The following is a 20,429-nucleotide window of genomic DNA, read 5'->3' as shown; positions in this document are numbered from 1 at the left end:
TTTCAGTCCTCCAATACTGCAATGCCTGGTAGAGTCTTTCCTTCAAGTAGTTCGAGGGAAGCTCCACCACCGGTGGAAATGTGAGAGAAAGTTGCTTCGTCGAAGCCCAGTAGGCGTACCGCGGCAGCTGAGTCGCCGCCACCTACGACTGAGAATCCTTCGCCTTCTGACATGGCTAAAGCCACTGCTTTGGTGCCGTTAGCGAAGTTTTCAAATTCAAATACGCCCATGGGGCCGTTCCAAGCCACGGTCTTTGAGGCTGCAATTTTCGCAGCGTAAAGTGCCTGTGATTTAGGACCGATGTCGAGGCCCATTTGGTCAGCTGGGATGGCGTCTGCAGCAACTACAGTTGGGGTGGCGTCTTTATCGAATTCAGGGGCAACTACGATATCAACTGGGAGTACCAGTTCTACGCCCTTTGCTTCGGCTTCGGCAATATAACCGGCAACGGTTTCCACATTGTCAAGATCCAGTAAAGAGGTGCCTACTTCGTATCCCTTGGCTTTGAGGAAGGTGTAGGCCATTCCGCCACCAATTACCAGAATGTCAGCTTTGTTCAGCAAGTTAGCGATTACGCCCAGCTTATCGGCAACTTTTGCTCCGCCCAGGACTACTGTGTAGGGGCGTTCTGGGTTGTCGGTTGCTTTACGTAGGGATTCGATTTCTTTGAGAACTAGCTGTCCAGATGCGGAAGGTAGTTTCTTCGCAATATCGTATACTGAAGCCTGCTTGCGGTGGACTACTCCGAAACCGTCGGAAACGTAGGCGTCTGCAAGTTCTGCTAGTTCAGCTGCCATTGCTTCACGTTCTGCGTCTACTTTGGAAGTTTCACGTGCGTCAAAGCGAACGTTTTCTAATAGTAGTACTTCACCTTCTTTAAGGTTAGCAGCTAGTTCCTGCGCGGAAGCGCCGGTGGTGTCTGCTGCCAGGGCGACGGGAGCGTCAATTAGTTCGCCCAGTCGTTTTGCTACTGGGGCGAGGGAGAAGGCTGGGTTTACTTCACCTTTAGGGCGGCCCAGGTGTGCCATGACGATTACTTTCGCTCCGGCTTCACGCAGTTGATTCAAGGTGGGGAGGGCGGCGCGGATACGTCCGTCGTCGGTGATTACCCCATCTTTTAATGGAACGTTGAAGTCGGAACGTACCAGGACGCGCTTACCTTTAAGGTCGCCCAGGGTTTCAATTGTACGCAACATAGATTCTCTCCTTAGAGTCTTTGTTGTAGCTGTCTAGTTTGCTTGGTTAAGCAATGACGCCCGCGCACGCCGGAGCATGCGCGGGCGTCATTTATACGCTCTTAGATGCGTTTTAGATTAGAGACGCTCGCCTACGTAAACGGTGAGGTCTACCAGACGGTTGGAGTAGCCCCATTCGTTGTCGTACCAAGAAACAACCTTAACCTGGTTGCCGATTACCTTGGTTAGAGGTGCATCGAAGATGGAAGACAGTGGGTCGGTGGTGATATCGGTGGATACCAGGTAACCGTCGGAGTATCCTAGAACGCCCTTGAGTGGGCCTTCAGCTGCTGCCTTCATCGCTGCGTTTACGGATTCAACGGAAACTTCGCTCTTAGCGGTGAAGGTTAGGTCGGTTACAGAACCGGTTGGGGTTGGTACGCGTAGTGCGTATCCATCCAGCTTGCCCTTCAGCTGTGGCAGAACCAGAGAAACTGCCTTTGCTGCACCAGTGGTGGTAGGAACGATGTTCAGAGCTGCAGCGCGGGCGCGACGCAGGTCAGAGTGAGGTGCGTCGTGGAGACGCTGGTCACCGGTGTAAGCGTGAATGGTGGTCATCAAGCCGTGTTCGATGCCGAATGCGTCATCAAGTACCTTAGCCATTGGAGCGAGGCAGTTGGTGGTGCAAGAAGCGTTAGAGATGATGGTGTGCTTTTCAGCATCGTAATCGGTGTGGTTTACACCAACAACGAAAGTTGCATCTTCGTTCTTTGCAGGAGCAGAGATGATAACCTTCTTTGCTCCACCGTCAATGTGTGCCTTTGCCTTGGTAGCATCGGTGAAGAAACCGGTGGATTCGATTACGATATCAGCACCCAGTTCGCCCCACTTGATGTTTGCAGGATCGCGTTCTGCCAAAGCAGCAATGCGCTTTCCACCAACGGTGATGGATTCTTCGTCGTAGGTTACGTCAAGATCCAACTTACCCAAGATGGAGTCCCACTTCAGTAGGTGAGCTAGGGTTTCGTTATCAGTCAAGTCGTTTACAGCTACAATTTCAACGTCTGCGCCCTGTTCGAGAACTGCGCGGAAGAAGTTACGGCCAATACGGCCAAAGCCGTTAATACCGACGCGGATGGTCACAATGTCCTCCTGTAATGCTACATAGCATTTTTCGTCTTTGAGTTATCTAAAGAGGGCGGAACTGCCCAATTTAGTCCGCAGATTGGCTGCGGTTCCAGCACCTTCTAATTTACACTGTTTTCTGATTTTTATCAGGGTCTGATGACCTAATTAAAACGTTCTTACAAACTAAGTAAAGAGTTATAAAGCAATCTGCCTTGAGTTTTTAAGAAACTCAAGGCAGAAAAAACTAGGATTCGTCAAGCATTTCCATGGTGATCGCCGCTTCAGTATCAGCAATCCCCTGCTCAGAAGCCACCTTATCAGCCAGCGCCAGTAGGCGACGGATCCGCCCTGCCACTGCATCTTTAGTTAATTGGGGATCAGAGAGCTTCCCAAGTTCTTCCAACGAAGCCTCTTTATACTGTAAACGCAACTGCCCAGCCTCATACAGGTGCGCCGGAATGTCATCACCTAAGATTTCAAAAGCCCGCTGTACTCTGGCTCCCGCTGCCACAGCGGCACGTGCAGACCGCCGTAAATTTGCGTCATCAAAGTTAGCTAACCGATTTATATTTCCGCGCAGTTCACGCCGCTGCCGTCGAGAATTCCAAATCTCAAAAGTTTCCTTCGCGCCCAGCTTATCTAAAAGAACCGAAATACCATCGGCATCCTTAACCACCACCCGATGAGAATTCCGCACTTCTCTTACCCGCGCCGTAGCCCCCATCCGACGGGCTACTCCCACCAGCGCCAGCGCAGCTTCAGGCCCCGGCGCAGTCAATTCCATCGAAGAAGACCTGCCGGGTTCTAACAGAGAGCCTCGCGCTAAAAAAGCGCCCCGCCAAGCAGCGATCGCTTCAGCTTCTCCGCCGGAAACAATCTCTGGTGGCAAACCGCGAATAGCTTGATTTCGGTGATCAACCAATCCCGTTAAACGAGCTAACTGCTCAGCTCTTTCAACTACCCGCACCACATAGCGGTCGCCCTTTTTTAAAGCGCCCCCAGAAACCACTACCACAGAGGTGGAGGCGTTATAAAGTTTCGCTAAAAATGCGCGCAAACGGGTAGCTGCCGCCTTAGAATCTAACTCGGCCTCGATTACCACGTGACCATTGACCTCGTGTAGCCCTCCAGCAAAACGCAGTAAAGTAGCGATCTCCGCATTCATTTGCGAAGCCGTGGTCACCGGATGCTGCACCAGTTCCTTTTTCAAACCAGCAGTAAGCGCCATCGTAAACCTTTCAAGCAGATTCTAATACCGTAAAAACTTTACCTGGAAACAGTTAGGATAGTCTCTTAAAGTACCTAAAAGTGAATTATGCCAACCAATTCTCCGGCGCATTAACCTCCCCCAACACGCCCTCGAAAGCATCTCTTAAAGCCGCGGCTAAACGCAACGGATCGTGTAAACCCGAACGCGACCCAATACACACCTGACGCAACAAAAGTCGCGCCCCCAACTCCCTCGCGGCAGCTTCTAAATCATCAATATCTTCAACCATAGAAGGATCCGCAATCACCACATCTAAAGCAAAACTGGGAGCATACTTCCCCAGCAAACGCACGTGGTCAGCAGCCGACAACGAATCCGTTTCCCCCGCCTGCTCAGTCAAATTCAAAATCAACGCACGCCTAGCAGGAGTACTCACCAGCGCATCGTGCAGCTCTTTAACTAATAGGTGCGGCAAAACAGACGTGTACCAAGACCCCGGTCCTAAAACAATCCACTCTGCCTCCGCAATCGCCTGCTTAACCTCAGCTGAAACCGGCGGATTACTGGGAATAATCCGAATATCAGCTACCCTTCCTGGAGCCTTAGCCACATTTACCTGCCCCCGGTAAGTCCTTTGCGAACCGTCCTCGGGAAGAATCATATCCGCTTCAATCTCCAACGGAACGGAAGCCATCGGCAAAACTCGCCCATGAGCTTTCAAGAGTTTCCCAACCCAATCCAAGCCCTGCAGCTCGTCACCGAGTAACTGCCAAATCGCCACAATCAGCAGATTACCCAATGCGTGATTATCCAACTCTCCCTCGGTCTTAAACCGATGTTGCATCACATCACGCCAAGTAAGTCCCCACTCAGAATCATCACATAAGGAAGCTAAAGCCATCCGCAAATCACCAGGCGGTAGCACTTCCATCTCACTTCTCAATCTTCCCGAAGAACCACCGTCGTCAGCAACGGTAACCACTGCAGTAAGCTGATGAGTAATATGCTTTAAAGCGCGAAGCGTCGCAGACAAACCATGACCACCTCCAAAGGCAACCACTTTTGTTCCCGCTTCTCCTCTTAACGGCCAACCTTCCTTATCTAGCAGCATACTCATTATTCACGCCCTAAATCTCGGTGAATTACCCGCACTGGAAAACCCTTTTCCCGCAGCTTAGCGGCAATCAACTCTGCATTTGCCACAGAACGGTGCTTACCGCCCGTACACCCCACCGCGATGGTTACAAAAGGCTTCAACTCAGATAAATATCCCGCCAGCATTGGAGCCAACAAATCCGCATAATTCTCAGCAAATTCCCTTGCCCCAGGCTGTTCCAAAACATACTTAGCCACCGGCTCATCGCGCCCAGTCAAATGCCTAAGTTCACTCACCCAGTAGGGATTCTTTAAGAAACGCACATCTAAAACATGGTCCGCATCCAACGGTAAACCGTACTTAAAACCAAAAGACATCACCGTTAGGTTCAAAGTCTGATGAGAATCACCGGCAACTACATCCCGCATATGGCGAGTCAAATCATGCACACTCATCTTCGTAGTGTCCACAATCTCATCTGCCAAAGCCCGCAACGGGGCCAGCAGTTCCTTCTCTTTCGCAATCCCATCTAAGATCCGCCCATCTTCTTGCAGTGGGTGCGGACGCCGATTAGACTCATAGCGTTTAACCAACTCAGCCTCATCAGCTTCTAAGAAAATCAGGCGATGCGAAATATTTTCTGCAGCTAGTTTCGCCAAAATAGATTCAAAATCGCGGAAGAATCCACCTGAACGAACATCTACCACCGCAGCTAAACGGTGTACCCCTCCCCCATCCGGAGTCATCATACCCGCCAAAACTGGCAGCAGCACCGGGGGAAGATTATCCACCACATACCAATCAAGGTCTTCCAACGCCATAGAAGCGCGGGTACGTCCGGCACCGGACATTCCAGTAATAATTAACATCTCAGTACCCAGGTTTTGCGGTAAAGATGTTGCCTCGTCTAAAACTGAAATATCCGTCGGAACTGCGTGCGGATGAGTAGAGTCGCTGGCTTCAAGATTATTCATATATCTAGTTTGCCAGGTTTTTTAATAATCTGAATCTTATTCAACGGATTCATCGGGATCAACTGAAGCCTCTGCGGGATGAAAGTAGTCGTAAATTGCCTGGGCAAGCAGTGGTCCGATTCCCGCAACCTCCTGTAAATCACTTACCTTCGCAACCTTAATATGCTTAACTGCACCGAATTTTGCAAGCAGGGCTTTTTGCTTAGCGGCACCTAAACCAGGAATCTCATCTAAAACAGATATCAACATGGATTTAGAGCGTTTCTTCCGGTGCGCGGTAATCGCAAAACGGTGGGATTCATCCCGCAGATGCTGCAGCAGATAAAGTCCTGCGCAAGTGCGCGGAAAAATCACGGGATACTCCTCCTGAGGAATCCACACTTCTTCCAACCGTTTAGCTAAACCAATTACCGGAATATCAATCCCTAACTCAGTGAGAGTTTCAGCTGCCGCGTTCACCTGCGGTAAACCACCATCAACTACCACCAGATCGGGGCGGTAGGAAAACCGCCGAGGACGCCCGGTTGTCTCATCGATCGGCCCAGACTCCAGCTTAATCCCCTCTTCGTCATATCCAGCAACCCCATTTTCTTCAGCAAGAAGGCGTTTGAACCGGCGGGTTAAAACCTGCCGCATAGCCGCGGTATCGTCAAGAGACTCTCCGGAAGGTGCTTGAATAGTGAAACTCCGGTAGTCCTTCTTCCGGGGCGCGCCATCTTCAAAAACTACTAGGGAGCCCACTTGATGAGTACCTTGCAGATGAGAAATATCGAAACATTCAATCCGCAGCGGGGCATGGGACAATTCCAAGTAGTCAGCCAACTCTTCTAAAGCGACCGAACGTTGGGTTAAATCATTGATTCTTCTAAGCCGATGTTGGCGCAGAGTTTCCGCCGCATTCTTTTGGACAGTTTCTTGCAGCGCCTTTTTCTCTCCACGGACGGGTACTTTAATCCGTACTTTTGCACCCCGTTTTTCACTTAGCCATTCTTCTAAGACAGCAACTTCCGTGGGGAGCACCGGTACCAGGATCTCTGGTGGAACCGCATTAGTGGGAAGATGTTCTAAATCATCAACCGAAACCGCTTGGCGTTTCTGCGTTTCTTTAACTCCAACGGCCTCGGCAAAAGCCTGTTGCAAAACTGCCTGCAGATTCTCTGCATCACTGGCCCCATACTGATTGTGAAGTACCCAGCCGCGCACACCGCGGATTCTTCCGCCGCGCACGTGGAAAAGATAAATGCCACTTTCTAACTCATCGGAAACTAACCCGAATACATCCGCGTCAGTTCCATCGTTAAAAACAATCGCATTACGTTCCAAAACTACTTCTAAAGCCTGCAAGTTATCCCGTAACCGCGCAGCTTTTTCAAACTCAAGCTCGCTGGCAGCAGCTTTCATTTCAGAACGCAGATTCGCCAAATATGGCCCTACTTTACCTGCCATAAATTGACACAGCTGAGTAACTCTTTGCTGATAGTCAGCCTCACTAATTTTACCGGTACAAGGAGCCGAACACTTTTCAATATAACCCAGTAAACAGGGCCGCCCCTGAGACTGAGCGCGGCGTAAAACTCCATCAGAACAGGTACGAACTTGAAACACTTTCTGAAGTTGATCGGCTGTATCTCTTAACGCCCAAACTTGCGCATAAGGACCAAAATAACGAACCTTCTTATTGCGATTGCCCCGCATAATTGTCATCCGCGGAATCTGCTCATTCACTGTCACCGCAAGGTACGGGTAAGAGTGATCATCTTTCATCATCACGTTAAAACGCGGATCAAACTCTTTAATCCAGTTATATTCTAAAGTGAGTGCCTCCACCTCAGAATTAACTACCGTCCACTGCACATTAGTGGCACTAAAAACCATTTGCTGAGTGCGCGGATGCAGGTTCGCAGGATCTTGAAAATAGCTGGTTAAACGGTTTCGCAGGTTCTTTGCTTTACCCACATAAATGACCCTGCCCGTGGCATCAGAGAAACGATATACCCCCGGACTTACCGGAATATCGCTGGTTTTGGGTCGGTAGGTAAGAGGATCTGCCATAGTTTCCATTGTAAACAAGCCGGACTGTTAAATCAGAATATAAAACTGCCTGCCGATTGTTTAAGGCAAATGCTAAGGTTATCTACGTAACTAGATACAACTTATTTTGAGGACGGTACCGAATGTTTAGTACCCGCGAAAGTCTCTTGGCTTATGTAAATGAACATAAGATCGAACAACTAGACGTTCGATTTTGCGATCTTCCCGGTGTGCAACAGCATATTACGGTGCCAGCCAGTGAGCTTGAAGCAGTTTTAGACAACGGAATTATGTTCGATGGCTCCTCAATCAAGGGATTCACCCAAATCCACGAATCTGATATGAAACTGGTGGCTGATATCGGTTCAGCCTATCTTGACCCTTTCCGCCCGATTCCCACGTTGAACATGAATTTTTCGATTGTGGATCCCTTCACAGACGCCCCCTTTGAGCGCGATCCTCGCCAGGTTGCCCAAAAGGCGGAAAACTATCTGCGGTCCACCGGAATTGCCGACACCTGCTACGTTGGGGCTGAGGCAGAGTTCTTCACTTTTAAAGAGGTACGTTATCAGTCGCTTCCACACCACACAGTATTTGAAATTGATTCCGAGGAAGGTTACTGGAACTCCGGACGAGCCTCCGATGATAGTTTCCAAAACGTTGGACATACGGTTGCTCAAAAGGGCGGCTACTTCCCGGTAGCTCCCTTAGATGGGCAGGTAGATTTCCGTGACTACACGGCGACTGTCCTGGCCGAGGCCGGTTTGCGGGTAGAGCGTCATCACCATGAATGTGCTTCGGGTGGTCAGCAAGAGATTAACTATCGCTTCGATACACTAACCTGCGCCGCCGATGATATGTTGAAGTTCAAATATATTGTCCGTAACTGCGCCCTGCAAAGTGGTTACACGGCAACCTTTATGCCCAAACCGCTTGCAAAGGACAACGGTTCGGGAATGCACTGCCACCTCTCCCTTTGGAAAGATGGCAAACCGTTATTCCACGATCCTAATGGCTACGGGGGGCTTTCCGATACAGCGCGCTGGTTTGTGGGGGGATTACTTCACCACGCCCCGGCATTACTGGCCTTCACCAACCCTTCGATTAACTCTTATCGTCGTTTAGTTCCCGGTTTTGAAGCACCCATCAATCTGGTTTATTCTGCGCGGAATCGGTCTGCCTGCATCAGAATTCCGGTCACCGGCACCTCTGCAGCTGCTAAGCGGGTTGAATATCGCGTGCCGGATCCAACAGCAAATCCTTACCTGGCTTTTGCTGCCTGTCTGATGGCTGGGATTGATGGGATTCGTAATCGGATAGAGCCGCCGGCTCCCATCGATAAGGATCTTTACGAGCTTCCTCCGGCTGAATATGAAGATATTGAAAAATTGCCAACCTCTTTGGAAGCAGCCTTAGAAGCTCTGCGCGAGGACCACGAGTTTTTACTTGAGGGGAATGTTTTCACAGAGGATTTAATTCACACTTGGATTGACTATAAGGAAACCCAAGAAATCGCTCCGATGCGGGCTTTGGTTCATCCTTATGAGTTTGAGCTCTACTACAATATCTAAACCTCATCGGTTAAATGGGTTCTTTTGCTTAATAGCAAGGACACGAGTCTCATTATTAACCCAATCCGTTGATTAAAGATTTTAAGTAGCTAAACTAGAAGTAACTGCAAATATACCGCATAGAAAGGTGCCACTGGTGGGACTGTTTAAGAAAGAAAAGATTTGGGAAATTCCACTTAAGCAAGAAGCTAAACCGCATGAAACCCTCTACACTTTCTTATCTGACCGCGCTGAGCGCACACCAAATGCCCCGGTTTTGGAACGCCGTACATCTGTGGGAAGCTGGCGGGAAATCAGCGCTAAAGATTTGCAGATCGAAGTTGATGACGTTGCCAGAGGCCTGTTACAAATGGGACTTTCCAAAGGCGACCGCATCTCCATCATGGCAGCAACTTGCACTGAGTGGACAGTTCTAGACCTGGCTGCCCTCTCCCTGGGGATTATTGTGGCTCCCATCTATGAGTCGGATTCCAGTTTACAAATCGAATGGATTACCAACGACGCTCTCCCTTCTTTGGTTATCACCGATAACAATACTCGTTTAGAACTTGTCAAAGCCTCGGCTGGCCCCTCCGTAAAAGAAATCCTTTCTTTTGATAACGGCGCTATTCGACTACTGCAGTCTCGGGGCCTGCAGGTCTCAGATGAAAAACTTAAAGCAGCCCAAGCCAAGGTCGATATCGACGATGTCGCTACCATCATCTATACCTCGGGAACCACTGGACTTCCAAAGGGAGTTACGCTCACCCACCGGAACTTCGTGGAAACTATCTATGGTGCGCAAGAAGCAGTGCCAAATATCTGCCTTTCAAACGAAACCCGTTTTCTACTTTTCCTTCCCCTGGCCCATGTGCTGGCCCGCTTCGTACAGTTCCTGATCTTGGCTGGCAACGGCGTATTCGCCAATGTTTCTAACACTAAGAATCTGCTGGGCGACCTGAAGACTTTCCAACCGAGTATCCTGCTTTTAGTACCGCGAGTTTTGGAAAAGATTTACAACGCCTCTGAAGCTAAAGCAGGTAAGGGAATCAAACGTAAACTATTCCGCTGGGCAGCTAATGCTGCGATCTCTTATTCGCGGGCACTTGATACCCGCAGAGGACCATCCTTTAGACAGAAACGGCGTTTAAAGTTAGCCAACCGCCTGGTTCTTCATAAGATTAAAGCCGCTTTAGGGCCTAAAATGCGTTATATCGTCTCTGGTGGGGCACCGCTTTCCCCGACCCTGGGGCATTTCTTCCGCGGTTTAGGATTAGATCTTTTAGAAGGCTACGGCCTATCTGAAACTACCGGCCCACTTTCAATCACCCGTTTAGGGAAAGAGAAAATGGGTTCGGTCGGTAACCTAATACCCGGTAACCGGATTAAACTTTCTAGCGAAGGTGAAGTGCTGGTACAGGGCGCGGCAGTTTTCGCCGGCTACTACAATAATCCACAGGCCACTGCAGAGGCTTTCGAGGACGGCTGGTTCAGAACCGGTGATATTGCGAAGATCGATAAGAAAGACCGGCTTTACATTACTGGACGTGCGAAAGATCTGATCGTCACTGCCGGAGGAAAGAATGTTGCTCCAGTAGCTTTAGAAGAAAGCCTGGTAACTCATCCGCTGATCTCCCACGTGGTTGTAGTTGGCGACCAACAGCCCTACATTAGTGCGATTGTTACTTTAGATGCGGAAATGCTCCCTACCTGGTTGAAGAACCACGGTTTGCCTCCGATGGATCCGGCGCGTTCTAAAGCTCATCCGAAGGTGATTGAGTCCATCTTAGCTGCCATTAAACGAGTTAATAAAACTGTATCTAAAGCTGAATCAATCCGGCGTTTTAGATTTATCGATGCCGAATTCACAGTTGAGAATGGTTATTTAACTCCCTCTATGAAATTAAAACGCGCAAAAGTATCTACTGACTTCGCAGTGGAAATTGCTTCCCTGTATGACGGTTCAGATAACTCTATTTCAGTGAAGTAATCAGGAGTTTCCATGCGGAAAGTTTTAGTTACTGGCGCAACTGGTGGAATTGGGCGGGCGATCTGTTCTGAGCTTGCGGAAGATACTCATCTTCTTGTAGGTGGTAGAGATCCCGAAAAAGTTACGGAGTTGGTCGCTTCACTTCCGTCTGCAGAACCTTTTATCGTTGATCTTACAGATGAATCAGCCTTAGAAAATGCCTGCGCGCAGATTTCTGAGTTGGATGGTTTAATCCATAACGCGGGAATTGCTTTTGTTAAGTCCGTTTTAGAAACCTCGCATACTGACTGGGAGCAGATGTTTGCCCTGAACGTTATTTCCACAGCTGATTTAACCAGACAGCTTTTACCGGTGCTTCGTAAGGCAAAAGGGCAGGTAATTTTCATTAACTCTGGGGCTGGTCTAAAAGCTAGTCCCGGGTGGGCGGCATACGCTGCTTCTAAGTTTGCTTTACGTGCGTTTGCAGATTCTTTAAGAGAAGAAGAACGCGGTAAGGTGAGGGTCTCTTCGATTCACCCTGGCCGGGTAGACACGCAAATGCAGGTGGCAATACAAGCCTCCATGGATCGTCCCTATGATCCGGGTGAACATCTGCAACCTAGTTCTGTTGCTAAAGCGGTAAGAGCGGTTTTAGATGCTTCTGCGGAAGCTTTCATTGGCTCATTATCGATTGCGCCACTTATTTAACCGATAAAATTACTGTGGTGGAGTTAAAGCACTAGGCTTATGCTCCACCACAGTATTTTATTTCAGTAGTCTGCGCAGATACCGTCCCGTATGTGACTTCCCAATCGTAGCTACTTTTTCCGGAGTTCCTTCCGCAATCACCTGGCCACCGCCGGCGCCACCTTCGGGTCCCATATCGATAATCCAGTCAGCTGATTTAATCACATCTAAGTTGTGTTCAATCACGATCACCGTATTGCCTTTATCGACCAGGCTTTGCAAGACCAAAAGTAGCTTTCTAATATCTTCTGAATGTAAACCGGTGGTTGGCTCATCGAGGACGTAAACAGACCGCCCTCGGGTTCTGCGTTGTAGTTCAGCTGCCAGTTTCACTCGCTGCGCTTCCCCACCGGAAAGAGTGGTGGCGGACTGCCCCAGCCTTACGTATCCTAAACCGACTTCTACCAGAGTCTGTAAATATCGGGAAATACGTGGGATTTGCGCGAAAAACTCAGCTGCATCAGCAATGGGCATCTCTAAAATATCGGCAATATTTTTGCCCTTATAGGTGACTTCTAGAGTCTCTCGGTTATAACGTTTTCCTTGACAGACTTCGCAGGTGACGTAGACGTCCGGGAGGAAGTTCATTTCAATCTTGATGGTTCCGTCGCCTTTACATGGTTCACAGCGCCCACCTTTTACGTTGAAGGAAAACCGTCCTGCTGTGTAACCTCGGACCATTGCTTCGGGGGTACCAGCAAATAGGTTTCGCACAATATCCCACACGCCCGTATAAGTGGCTGGGTTAGAGCGAGGAGTGCGCCCAATTGGGGATTGATCAACGTGAACTACCTTATCAAGTTCCTCTATTCCAGAAACTGACTTATGCCGGCCAGGCACTAACTGTGCTCGGTTCAGACGCTTAGCCAGGGATTGATAGAGAATCCCATTTACCAAAGTTGATTTACCTGAACCAGACACACCGGTAACCGCGGTGAATACTCCGCGGGGAAAAGAAACGGTTACATTCTGCAGGTTATTTTCTTTTGCTCCATGGACTACAATCGCCGATTCGGGGTTTACTTGCCGGCGTTCTTTCGGAACTTCAATTCGCTTACGCCCTGAAAGATAGTCGCCGGTAAGTGAGTCATGATTGCGTTTTAACTGCGACAAAGTACCGGAGTGAACAATTTGTCCCCCGTGTTCCCCAGCGCCGGGCCCAATGTCTACAATCCAGTCTGCGTGGGCAATCGTATCTTCATCGTGTTCAACCACAATCAGCGTATTTCCCAGGTCGCGGAGTTTTTCTAAAGTTTCAATCAGCCGATCATTATCTCGCTGATGTAAACCAATAGAGGGTTCATCCAGTACGTAAAGTACGCCTACTAAACCTGATCCGATTTGGGTTGCCAGGCGAATACGCTGCGCTTCGCCACCAGAGAGAGTTCCCGCTGAACGGGAAAGGGTTAAATAGTTTAACCCCACGTCGATGAGGAAGTTTAGGCGCGCTAAAATCTCTGTTAGGATTGGCGCTGCAATCTGTTTAGTCCGGGCAGTTAGTTCAACTTCTTGGAGAAAATCGCGAGCATCCACCACTGATAGCTCAGTTAAGCTGGAGATAGAAAGCCCGTTGATTTTAACTGCCAGTACTTCTGGTTTTAAACGAGCTCCCTTACAGCTTGGACAGGCGGTTTCGCGCATGTAGGAAGTGAGCTTTTCCAGCTGACTTTCGGACTCAGTTTCCTTCCGTTTGCGTTCAACCCAAAGTACGGCACCTTCAAATCCGCCGGTATAGCTACGTTCGCGGCCAAAGCGGTTGCGGTACTGCACCTGCACTTTATAGTCTTTGCCGAATAACAGTGTCTGTTTCAGTTCGTCTGAGAAATCTCGCCACGGAGTATCCATGTCAAAGCCAAGTTCTTTACCCAGGGCTTCTAGAATCTGCCGGTGATACTTATTGTGCGGTGGCCAGGGGCTAATCGCCCCTTCTTTTAGGGTAAGTCCCTCATCTGGAATAACCAGATCAGGATCGACTTCTAAACGTGTCCCTAATCCAGAACACGTGGGGCAAGCCCCGTAGGGAGCATTGAATGAAAATGTGCGTGGTTCAATTTCTTCTAAAGTGAGCGGATGATCGTTAGGGCAAGCTCGTTTTTCAGAATAGCGCCGGAACTTATGCGGGTCAGTTGGCTCAAGATCAACCAGTTCAATTACCACTAGCCCGTCAGTTAGTTTAAGAGCTGTTTCAACCGAATCAGTGAGCCGTTGACGTATATTATCTTTAACCACTAGGCGATCGACTACTACATCGATTGAGTGTTTCAGTTTCTTTTCTAACACCGGCACCGACTCTAACCGGTGTTCTTCCCCATCGACTACGACGCGGGCGTATCCTTCGGCCCGCAGGTCAGCAAATAAGTCCGCGTACTCACCTTTTCGCCCTCTGACCATCGGGGCACGCACTTGAAAGCGGGTGCCCGCCGGCAGGGTACTAACTGAATCAACGATTTGCTGTGGAGTTTGCGCAGTAATCTGTTCGTCACATTTAGGACAGTGTGCAATACCAGTGCGAGCGTACAGTAAACGCAGGTAATCGTAGATTTCGGTAATTGTCCCCACTGTTGAACGGGGGTTACGCGAAGTGGATTTTTGGTCGATTGAGACTGCTGGGGAAAGCCCTTCAATGAAATCGACTTCTGGTTTATCCATTTGTCCCAGGAACTGGCGGGCATAGGAAGATAGTGATTCCACGTAGCGACGTTGCCCTTCGGCAAAAATCGTGTCGAAAGCTAAAGAGGATTTTCCCGAACCAGATAGTCCGGTGAAAACAATCATTGCTTCCCGAGGTAAATCTAGGTCTACACTTTTTAGATTATGGGCGCGGGCTCCGCGGACGATTAGTTTTTCTTGCACAGCTTAAGTTTACCTAACCACCGCATGTCGTACAAATGTTCGATTCCCGGTGAGTGTTGCCCCGTTCGCTTAGTTCCCTAAAGCTAGTTTAATGATTTCAGCTACCTGCTGGGGTTGCTCCACGGCAGCTTGATGGGCAGCTCCTTTAATCACCTGGAAGTGAAGCTTCCCACTGGCGGTGGCAACGCCACTTTCGACTTGTGGACTTTGGTGTCTGTCACAGATGGATTGGAATACGCTCTGCCCTGTTTCAGGGGGGAAACCTCCGTCGTGTTCAGCCGCTGCCAAAGTGAAGTTGCGTCCCGCTGGTAGTTCCTTTTCGCGTAGGTCCAAGTTGGCAAGGACTTCACAGCACTGTGCGTAGCCTTCTGGGTTACAGTTACGATAGGTTTCTTTAATCCATTCAATTTCCCGAGGGCGGTTGCGGAACATTTCCGGGGTGAACCATCGTTCCATAGTTGGTTCAACTAAATGTGCTACTCCGCTTGCACGTACTTTCCTGGCTCTTTCTTCCCACTGGGTGGCTGGTAGATTTGCTGGACCGGCGCAGAGCACCGTGGCCGAAAGCACCTGCGCCGGATAATGCGTCAGCCCGTACCAGCTGAGCATTCCCCCAATTGATATTCCGGCTAGGTGGAACTGCTGCACGCCAATTGCTTCTAGGTTTTCTAAAATCGCGGTGAAAACTACTTCAGGAGAGGAAGGTTTTAAGGTTGAAAGGGGTGCAGATTTACCGTGACCAGGCAGATCTACCGTAATCGTCCACGGGTAGTTAAGCGCGGCGATTACCTGTTTGAATGAGGAACTATCGGTGCCCAATGCGTGGATGAGAACTAAGGGAACTACTTCTTCAGATGCTTTACCAAAGACATTTAGATTTAATCGGTTCATGTGTCTTCTCTTTCCTCACAGTTACTAAATTTCCTCGCAGTTACTTAATGTTACCGAACCGAAGTCATTATTTTCACCGGATAAATCGGGGTTTAGCTGATTTTTATTCTTATCCAATTAAAAATCGCAGGTGCTTTGCACCTGCGATTTATTTTGGTTAGTGATCAGTCAACAATCGACCTGAGGATAGTCATGATAACCAGCAGCAGAACCATCGATGCTCCGGTGAGCATTACGTGAGGAACTAGAACGGATTTTGCGAATCCATTTTGCCGGTTGAAACCAACGTAGATAATCAGTTCGCTCATCAACAACATTGGTAGGAAGAGGACAAAGAGCATTAGGCTGGCAATGCGAATCATCAAAGTACCTGGCATTAGAGCGAATACGAAAACTAAGCTGATCATCATCAAGGATGGAAGATAGGCCACTGCCAGCAGATTCGCAGCTCGAGTGAAGCTATAGGTCTTTTGCCGTAACTTGGCTGCTACTGTAAGGGCCACTGCACGCAGCGCTAAACCGATCCCGAACATGATGATCATCCCGAAAAGTAGGGCAAAGAACTTATCGGCGGGCAACCCAAGGTAGCTGGAGAAACGGTCATTTAGGCGAGGATATCCGCCGAAAAGGAAGGACCCTACCTGTCCGGCCATACGGCTAATAAAGAATGTGTAAACAAAGGCGCTGAAAACAGTTACTACTGACAGAGCTGGAATCCATAGTTTCGAATTACGATCGCCCTCATCAATAGATGCGCCGGTATCACCCTTCCACAGGTTAGTGAAAATATTCCTGTAGGGAGCTAACTTTTCGGAATTAACTGCAGCGTTCATCTGTTCTGAAAAGGAAGGACCAGCTGGTTGGGGAGCACCTTGAGGCATTCCCAATGCTGGTATTGGAGCACCTGGCTGTGGGACTGGCTGCCCATAGGCTGGCGCTTGCGGTGCTACTGGTGGGACTTGTCCCTGAGGGTATTCTCCCGGCATAGCATTAGCTGGCATCTGCGGAGTTTCAGGAGTAGCCTGCATCGGTGCTGCAAATGGTTCAAAGCTAGCTGGCGCAGCGCCATCCCAAGTTGGAGCTACTTCTGGCTGACTGGGCACATTTGGTGGAGTTGGCTGACCTTCAGCTGGTTGCGGAGTATTTTCTGGAGTCGTCATATACTTCTCTTTTCCTTAATATCAACGACTAAGCATAAACAAATTTAGATTTTATGTAGCCGGTCTGATTCACTAAACATCTTAGTGCACCCGGCTTTGTAAAGAAAGTACAAAGAAAATATTGTGAAAATTTACAAAGCCAATAAACTTGCTCGGATCCCCGTAGGAACCTCGTAGAGAACCAGTAATTTTCCAGCTACCCAGGCAGTTTCAACATATCCGCACGGACCGGTAGTGAAACACCCGATTTCTTCCCACGGGGCAGATAGTTTCGACTTTAACGCCAAAAAACCGCCTTTTCTCCCCGCTCCACTATAGGCAAACAATAATCCCCTATCAACGCTAAGCAAGCTAGCATTACAGGCGGCGGCTGGTAAGGAATCATCCCACTGCGGAACAGACCAGGTTAAACCACCGTCCTCGGAAACTGCTGTGTAACGCCCCAACTCACCTGATTTAAAAGCAGAAGTCCGGCGCGCACTAAGAACCAGTTTGCCGTCTAACAGCCCATAGGCAGTTTCATCCATATCGGCACCAGTTGGCTCACCCACCACCCAACTTAAACCGCGGTCTGCGCTCCGCATCGTCAAATGGGTAGTACTGCCATCAAACCGGCGCGCCACCAGCGGAACAACCCAGGTATCTCCAAACTCGTAGGAAATAACTACTCCATGTCCAGAAGTGGCAAAAACACCCGCATAATCACCGTAGACAGTTGCACTGGTATCCGCATAAGACCAGGTTTCACCGCGATCATCAGAAACCGCAACTTCAATGAATAAAGTGTTTCGAGCCTCCTGCCCGCGGTAACCGCGTGAACCGGCAAAACCCACGTCAGTACTCTTAGCGTAGACAACCACCACCCGATTGCCAGCAGAAAGAATACAGGGATCGGAAAAACCTGTTTTCGGCTGCGTGCTCCCCTGCTTCCAAATTTTTGGTGCGGAAAAGACCAATTCGTTTCCTTTGACGCTGCCGCGCACTAGACCCAGCGAGTTTGGATTTGGCAGGTCAGCAGCCATCGCTCCCCCAACTGCTTCCCAATCAGAATCGGTGGGAGCCAGACGGGTGTCAAAGGCGACCAGCAGATTTCCATCTGCGAAAGCAGTTAGCGCTGGGACTCTGGTTTCGAGGGCGTTGGGAAGCAACCGCCGCATTTGCGTGACGGTAACAACCTCTTGCGAATCTAAAAGCTGCATTTTACTGCCTAGTATTTTCCGAATCTGCGCCGATAGTTGTAGGCCACCCCTTCAAGAATCAGAGCGATCGTTAGGAATCCTCCTAATACGAAGCCCCAGCCCAGCAAACTTGGCCACTGTAGAGCGAAAAATACCCGGAGGGCGGGAACTAGCAAAATCAGCACGCCCATCGTCGCCATTGCCAGCAGCAAAAATGCACGCCACACTGTGAGGGGACGTGACATTACTGAAAGCATATAGAGTCCCCCGGCAACTACTGTCAGGGCTGCCACTGAAGATGCCATTTCCGGGTTAGCTTCAAATAGACGATAGCCAACCAGACCGGCTAAAGCTAAGGTAACCCCAGAGGGGATGGCCAGCCAGAGGGTTCTTTCCAAGAAGCCCGGACGGTAAATCCGGAAGTTAGGTTCCATCGCTAAGAAGAATGAGGGAATCCCAATCGTTAAACTGCCGATAATAGTGAGGTGGCGTGGCAGGAATGGGTACTTCCAAGCCATCACGGAAACGATAATAGCTAAAAGCGCTGAATAGGTAGTTTTAGTTAGGAATAGTGAAGAGACTCTTTCCATATTTGCGATAATTCTGCGGCCCTCAGCCACCACTGCGGGTAGCTTCGCGAACTTACCGTCAACTAAAACTACTTTCGCAACTGCTTTGGTAGCCTGCGCGCCGGAACCCATCGCAATCCCCAGGTCGGCGTCCTTTAACGCTAAAACGTCATTAACCCCGTCACCGGTCATCGCCACCGTATGCTTATGGTGTTGGAGAGCGTGTACCATGGCTCGTTTAACCTCTGGAGTAACCCGCCCAAACACATCATATTCGGCCATTATTTCAGCCAGTTTACTCATGTCACCGGTGAGGATTTCAGGGGCAAGCTCCCGCGCGTCCATGACTTTAATGTCGCCCTCAACCTTAACCCCTACTCTTTTGGCAATCGCACCTACGGTAGTGGGGTTATCGCCGGAGATAACTTTAATCTGCACTTTTTGTCTGAGGAAGTAAGCCATAGTATCGGCAGCATCTGGGCGAATTTCTTCTTCAAGAACCACCAAAAGGATAGCTTTTAGTCCCGTGAGGAATACCGGATTATCAATATCCAACTGTCCCTCAGTTGCTTTTGCCAAGCACAGAACGCGAGCACCGGTTTGTGCCAGTTCATTAACTTGTCGCAGTACTTCCTCACTGTTGCTGGCTGTGGCCGCCACAATTTCAGGAGCTCCGAAATACCAAGTTTGCTCTGCTTGGGTGAAAGCAGACCACTTCCGGGTGGAGTCAAAAGGAATCAGTTCACCGTCGGTGAGCGGACTACTTTCTAATAGTTTTAAGGTGGCAACCGCAGTTTCATTAGCAGCGTCTCCCACCAAAGCTGAAAGAGCCTGATACGCCTGGGCTTCAGCTTCGCAGGTGAGTTCAATAATCTCTCTTCCGGTGATAGCCCCAGAAGTTAAAGTACCGGTTTTATCAACGCACAGACGGTCTACCCGAGCCAGTACCTCCACCGCGTTAAGTTCTTGAATCAGTACTTTTTGGCGGGCTAACCCAGCCGCTGCCAGAGCGAAGTTAAGTGAGGTGAGCAGAACCAGCCCTTGGGGAATCATTCCCACTACACCGGCGATTGCGAGAATGAGGGCGCCACGCCAGTCACTTTCCCCATTATTTAACTGTGACCAAACTAGCAGAGCAACTATAGGAACAATCGCCCAAGAGATTACTTTCAAAATGACATTGATTCCCGCAACGATTTCTGAGTGAGCTTTTTTGAATTTCTTAGCTTCTTCAGTGAGCTGCTGCGCGTACGCATCTTTGCCAATGGCGGTGGTGCGAATAATACCTTCCCCGGCGACTACTACGGTTCCAGAAAGCACCTGGTCGTCAGAGCTTTTACGTACCGCAACAGATTCGCCGGTGAGCATCGATTCATCAATTTTTAAAGCCTGCGATGAGATAGTGATTCCGTCTGCGGGTACCTGTGAGCCTTGGCGGAGCACTACCAGTTCATTTAAAAGAATCTCATCTGAGCTGATTTCTTCCTCATTACCGTCACGGATTACCTTTGCTCGGGGGGCTTCCAAAATGGCCAGCGAGTCAAGCGTGCGTTTAGCTTTAGTTTCAGAAATAATTCCGATTACCGCGTTAGAGATCATGACGATCGCAAAGACGGCGTCTTGCCACGAGCCAATCAGGATAACCACAATCATCGCGGTGGTGAGAATTGCATTAAAGAGGGTGAAAATGTTGGCGCGGATAATGGTCGATAACGGGCGCGAGGAAGTGCGCCGCACATAGTTCGTTTGGGCGCCGTTAGCCAGTGCAGTTTCGATTTCGCTGTGCGTTAAACCAGTCAGTTGTGCTGTGGTGAGATTAGACATTCAAATTCGATTCTTTGGATTCATAGTTTCGAGGGCGACCAGACAGGTTGCTGGCGCCCTCGAAATGTATTTTA

The 20,429-nt window shown here is 49.4% G+C and carries 14 protein-coding genes; 3 read left to right on the top strand and 11 right to left on the bottom strand.

Annotated elements, in window-relative coordinates; translation table 11 throughout:
- Positions 1-2: 2 nt before the first annotated feature.
- The 6 genes from NXS08_RS02310 to uvrC form a co-directional block, all read right to left on the bottom strand.
- The gene (locus NXS08_RS02310) at positions 3-1,193 is read right to left on the bottom strand and encodes a phosphoglycerate kinase (protein ID WP_310546918.1); all 1,191 of its coding nucleotides are present in this window, start codon (positions 1,191-1,193) and stop codon (positions 3-5) included.
- 120 nt (positions 1,194-1,313) lie between these two features.
- A complete protein-coding gene (gene gap, locus NXS08_RS02305) occupies positions 1,314-2,318 on the bottom strand; it encodes a type I glyceraldehyde-3-phosphate dehydrogenase (RefSeq protein WP_259136768.1) in 1,005 nt (334 codons plus the stop codon).
- A gap of 229 nt (positions 2,319-2,547) precedes the next feature.
- Positions 2,548-3,531, bottom strand: coding sequence for a DNA-binding protein WhiA (whiA, locus tag NXS08_RS02300; RefSeq protein WP_259136766.1), 984 nt, complete (start codon positions 3,529-3,531; stop codon positions 2,548-2,550).
- 85 nt (positions 3,532-3,616) lie between these two features.
- Positions 3,617-4,630 carry a uridine diphosphate-N-acetylglucosamine-binding protein YvcK gene (yvcK, locus tag NXS08_RS02295; RefSeq protein ID WP_259136764.1) on the bottom strand — a complete coding sequence of 338 codons (1,014 nt, stop codon included), beginning with the start codon at positions 4,628-4,630 and terminating at the stop codon, positions 3,617-3,619.
- Positions 4,630-5,583 (bottom strand): RNase adapter RapZ, encoded by a 954-nt coding sequence (rapZ, locus tag NXS08_RS02290; RefSeq protein ID WP_259136762.1) that lies wholly within the window; start codon positions 5,581-5,583, stop codon positions 4,630-4,632. The genes yvcK and rapZ overlap by 1 nt, the downstream gene beginning before the upstream one ends.
- A gap of 36 nt (positions 5,584-5,619) precedes the next feature.
- On the bottom strand, positions 5,620-7,635 hold the full coding sequence (gene uvrC / locus NXS08_RS02285; protein WP_259136760.1) for an excinuclease ABC subunit UvrC: 2,016 nt from the start codon (positions 7,633-7,635) through the stop codon (positions 5,620-5,622).
- 122 nt (positions 7,636-7,757) lie between these two features.
- Here uvrC and glnA point away from each other — a divergent pair, with 122 nt between their 5' ends.
- From glnA to NXS08_RS02270, 3 genes are all read left to right on the top strand, one after another.
- Positions 7,758-9,185, top strand: a complete 1,428-nt coding sequence (glnA, locus tag NXS08_RS02280; protein ID WP_259136758.1) for a type I glutamate--ammonia ligase — start codon at positions 7,758-7,760, stop codon at positions 9,183-9,185.
- A 136-nt stretch (positions 9,186-9,321) separates the two neighbouring features.
- The gene (locus NXS08_RS02275) at positions 9,322-11,154 is read left to right on the top strand and encodes a long-chain fatty acid--CoA ligase (protein WP_259136756.1); all 1,833 of its coding nucleotides are present in this window, start codon (positions 9,322-9,324) and stop codon (positions 11,152-11,154) included.
- A 12-nt stretch (positions 11,155-11,166) separates the two neighbouring features.
- A complete protein-coding gene (locus NXS08_RS02270) occupies positions 11,167-11,841 on the top strand; it encodes an SDR family oxidoreductase (RefSeq protein ID WP_259136754.1) in 675 nt (224 codons plus the stop codon).
- Between the two features lie 57 nt (positions 11,842-11,898).
- Here the strand turns inward: NXS08_RS02270 and uvrA are convergent, their stop codons facing one another.
- The 5 genes from uvrA to NXS08_RS02245 all read right to left on the bottom strand — a co-directional run bounded on the left by uvrA (position 11,899) and on the right by NXS08_RS02245 (position 20,355).
- A complete protein-coding gene (uvrA, locus tag NXS08_RS02265; RefSeq protein ID WP_259136751.1) occupies positions 11,899-14,733 on the bottom strand; it encodes an excinuclease ABC subunit UvrA in 2,835 nt (944 codons plus the stop codon).
- Between the two features lie 69 nt (positions 14,734-14,802).
- A complete protein-coding gene (locus tag NXS08_RS02260) occupies positions 14,803-15,624 on the bottom strand; it encodes an alpha/beta fold hydrolase (protein ID WP_259136749.1) in 822 nt (273 codons plus the stop codon).
- Positions 15,625-15,788: 164 nt separating this feature from the next.
- The gene (locus tag NXS08_RS02255) at positions 15,789-16,784 is read right to left on the bottom strand and encodes a hypothetical protein (RefSeq protein ID WP_259136747.1); all 996 of its coding nucleotides are present in this window, start codon (positions 16,782-16,784) and stop codon (positions 15,789-15,791) included.
- A 131-nt stretch (positions 16,785-16,915) separates the two neighbouring features.
- Positions 16,916-17,983, bottom strand: coding sequence for a sialidase family protein (locus NXS08_RS02250; RefSeq protein ID WP_259136745.1), 1,068 nt, complete (start codon positions 17,981-17,983; stop codon positions 16,916-16,918).
- Positions 17,984-17,991: 8 nt separating this feature from the next.
- Entirely contained in the window at positions 17,992-20,355 is a 2,364-nt protein-coding gene (locus tag NXS08_RS02245) for a cation-translocating P-type ATPase (protein WP_259136743.1), read from the bottom strand.
- Positions 20,356-20,429 lie beyond the last annotated feature (74 nt).

The sequence above is a fragment of the Gleimia sp. 6138-11-ORH1 genome (genome assembly GCF_024814355.1).
Classification (GTDB): Bacteria; Actinomycetota; Actinomycetes; order Actinomycetales; family Actinomycetaceae; genus Gleimia.
This window is presented reverse-complemented; position numbering and strand designations above follow the sequence as displayed.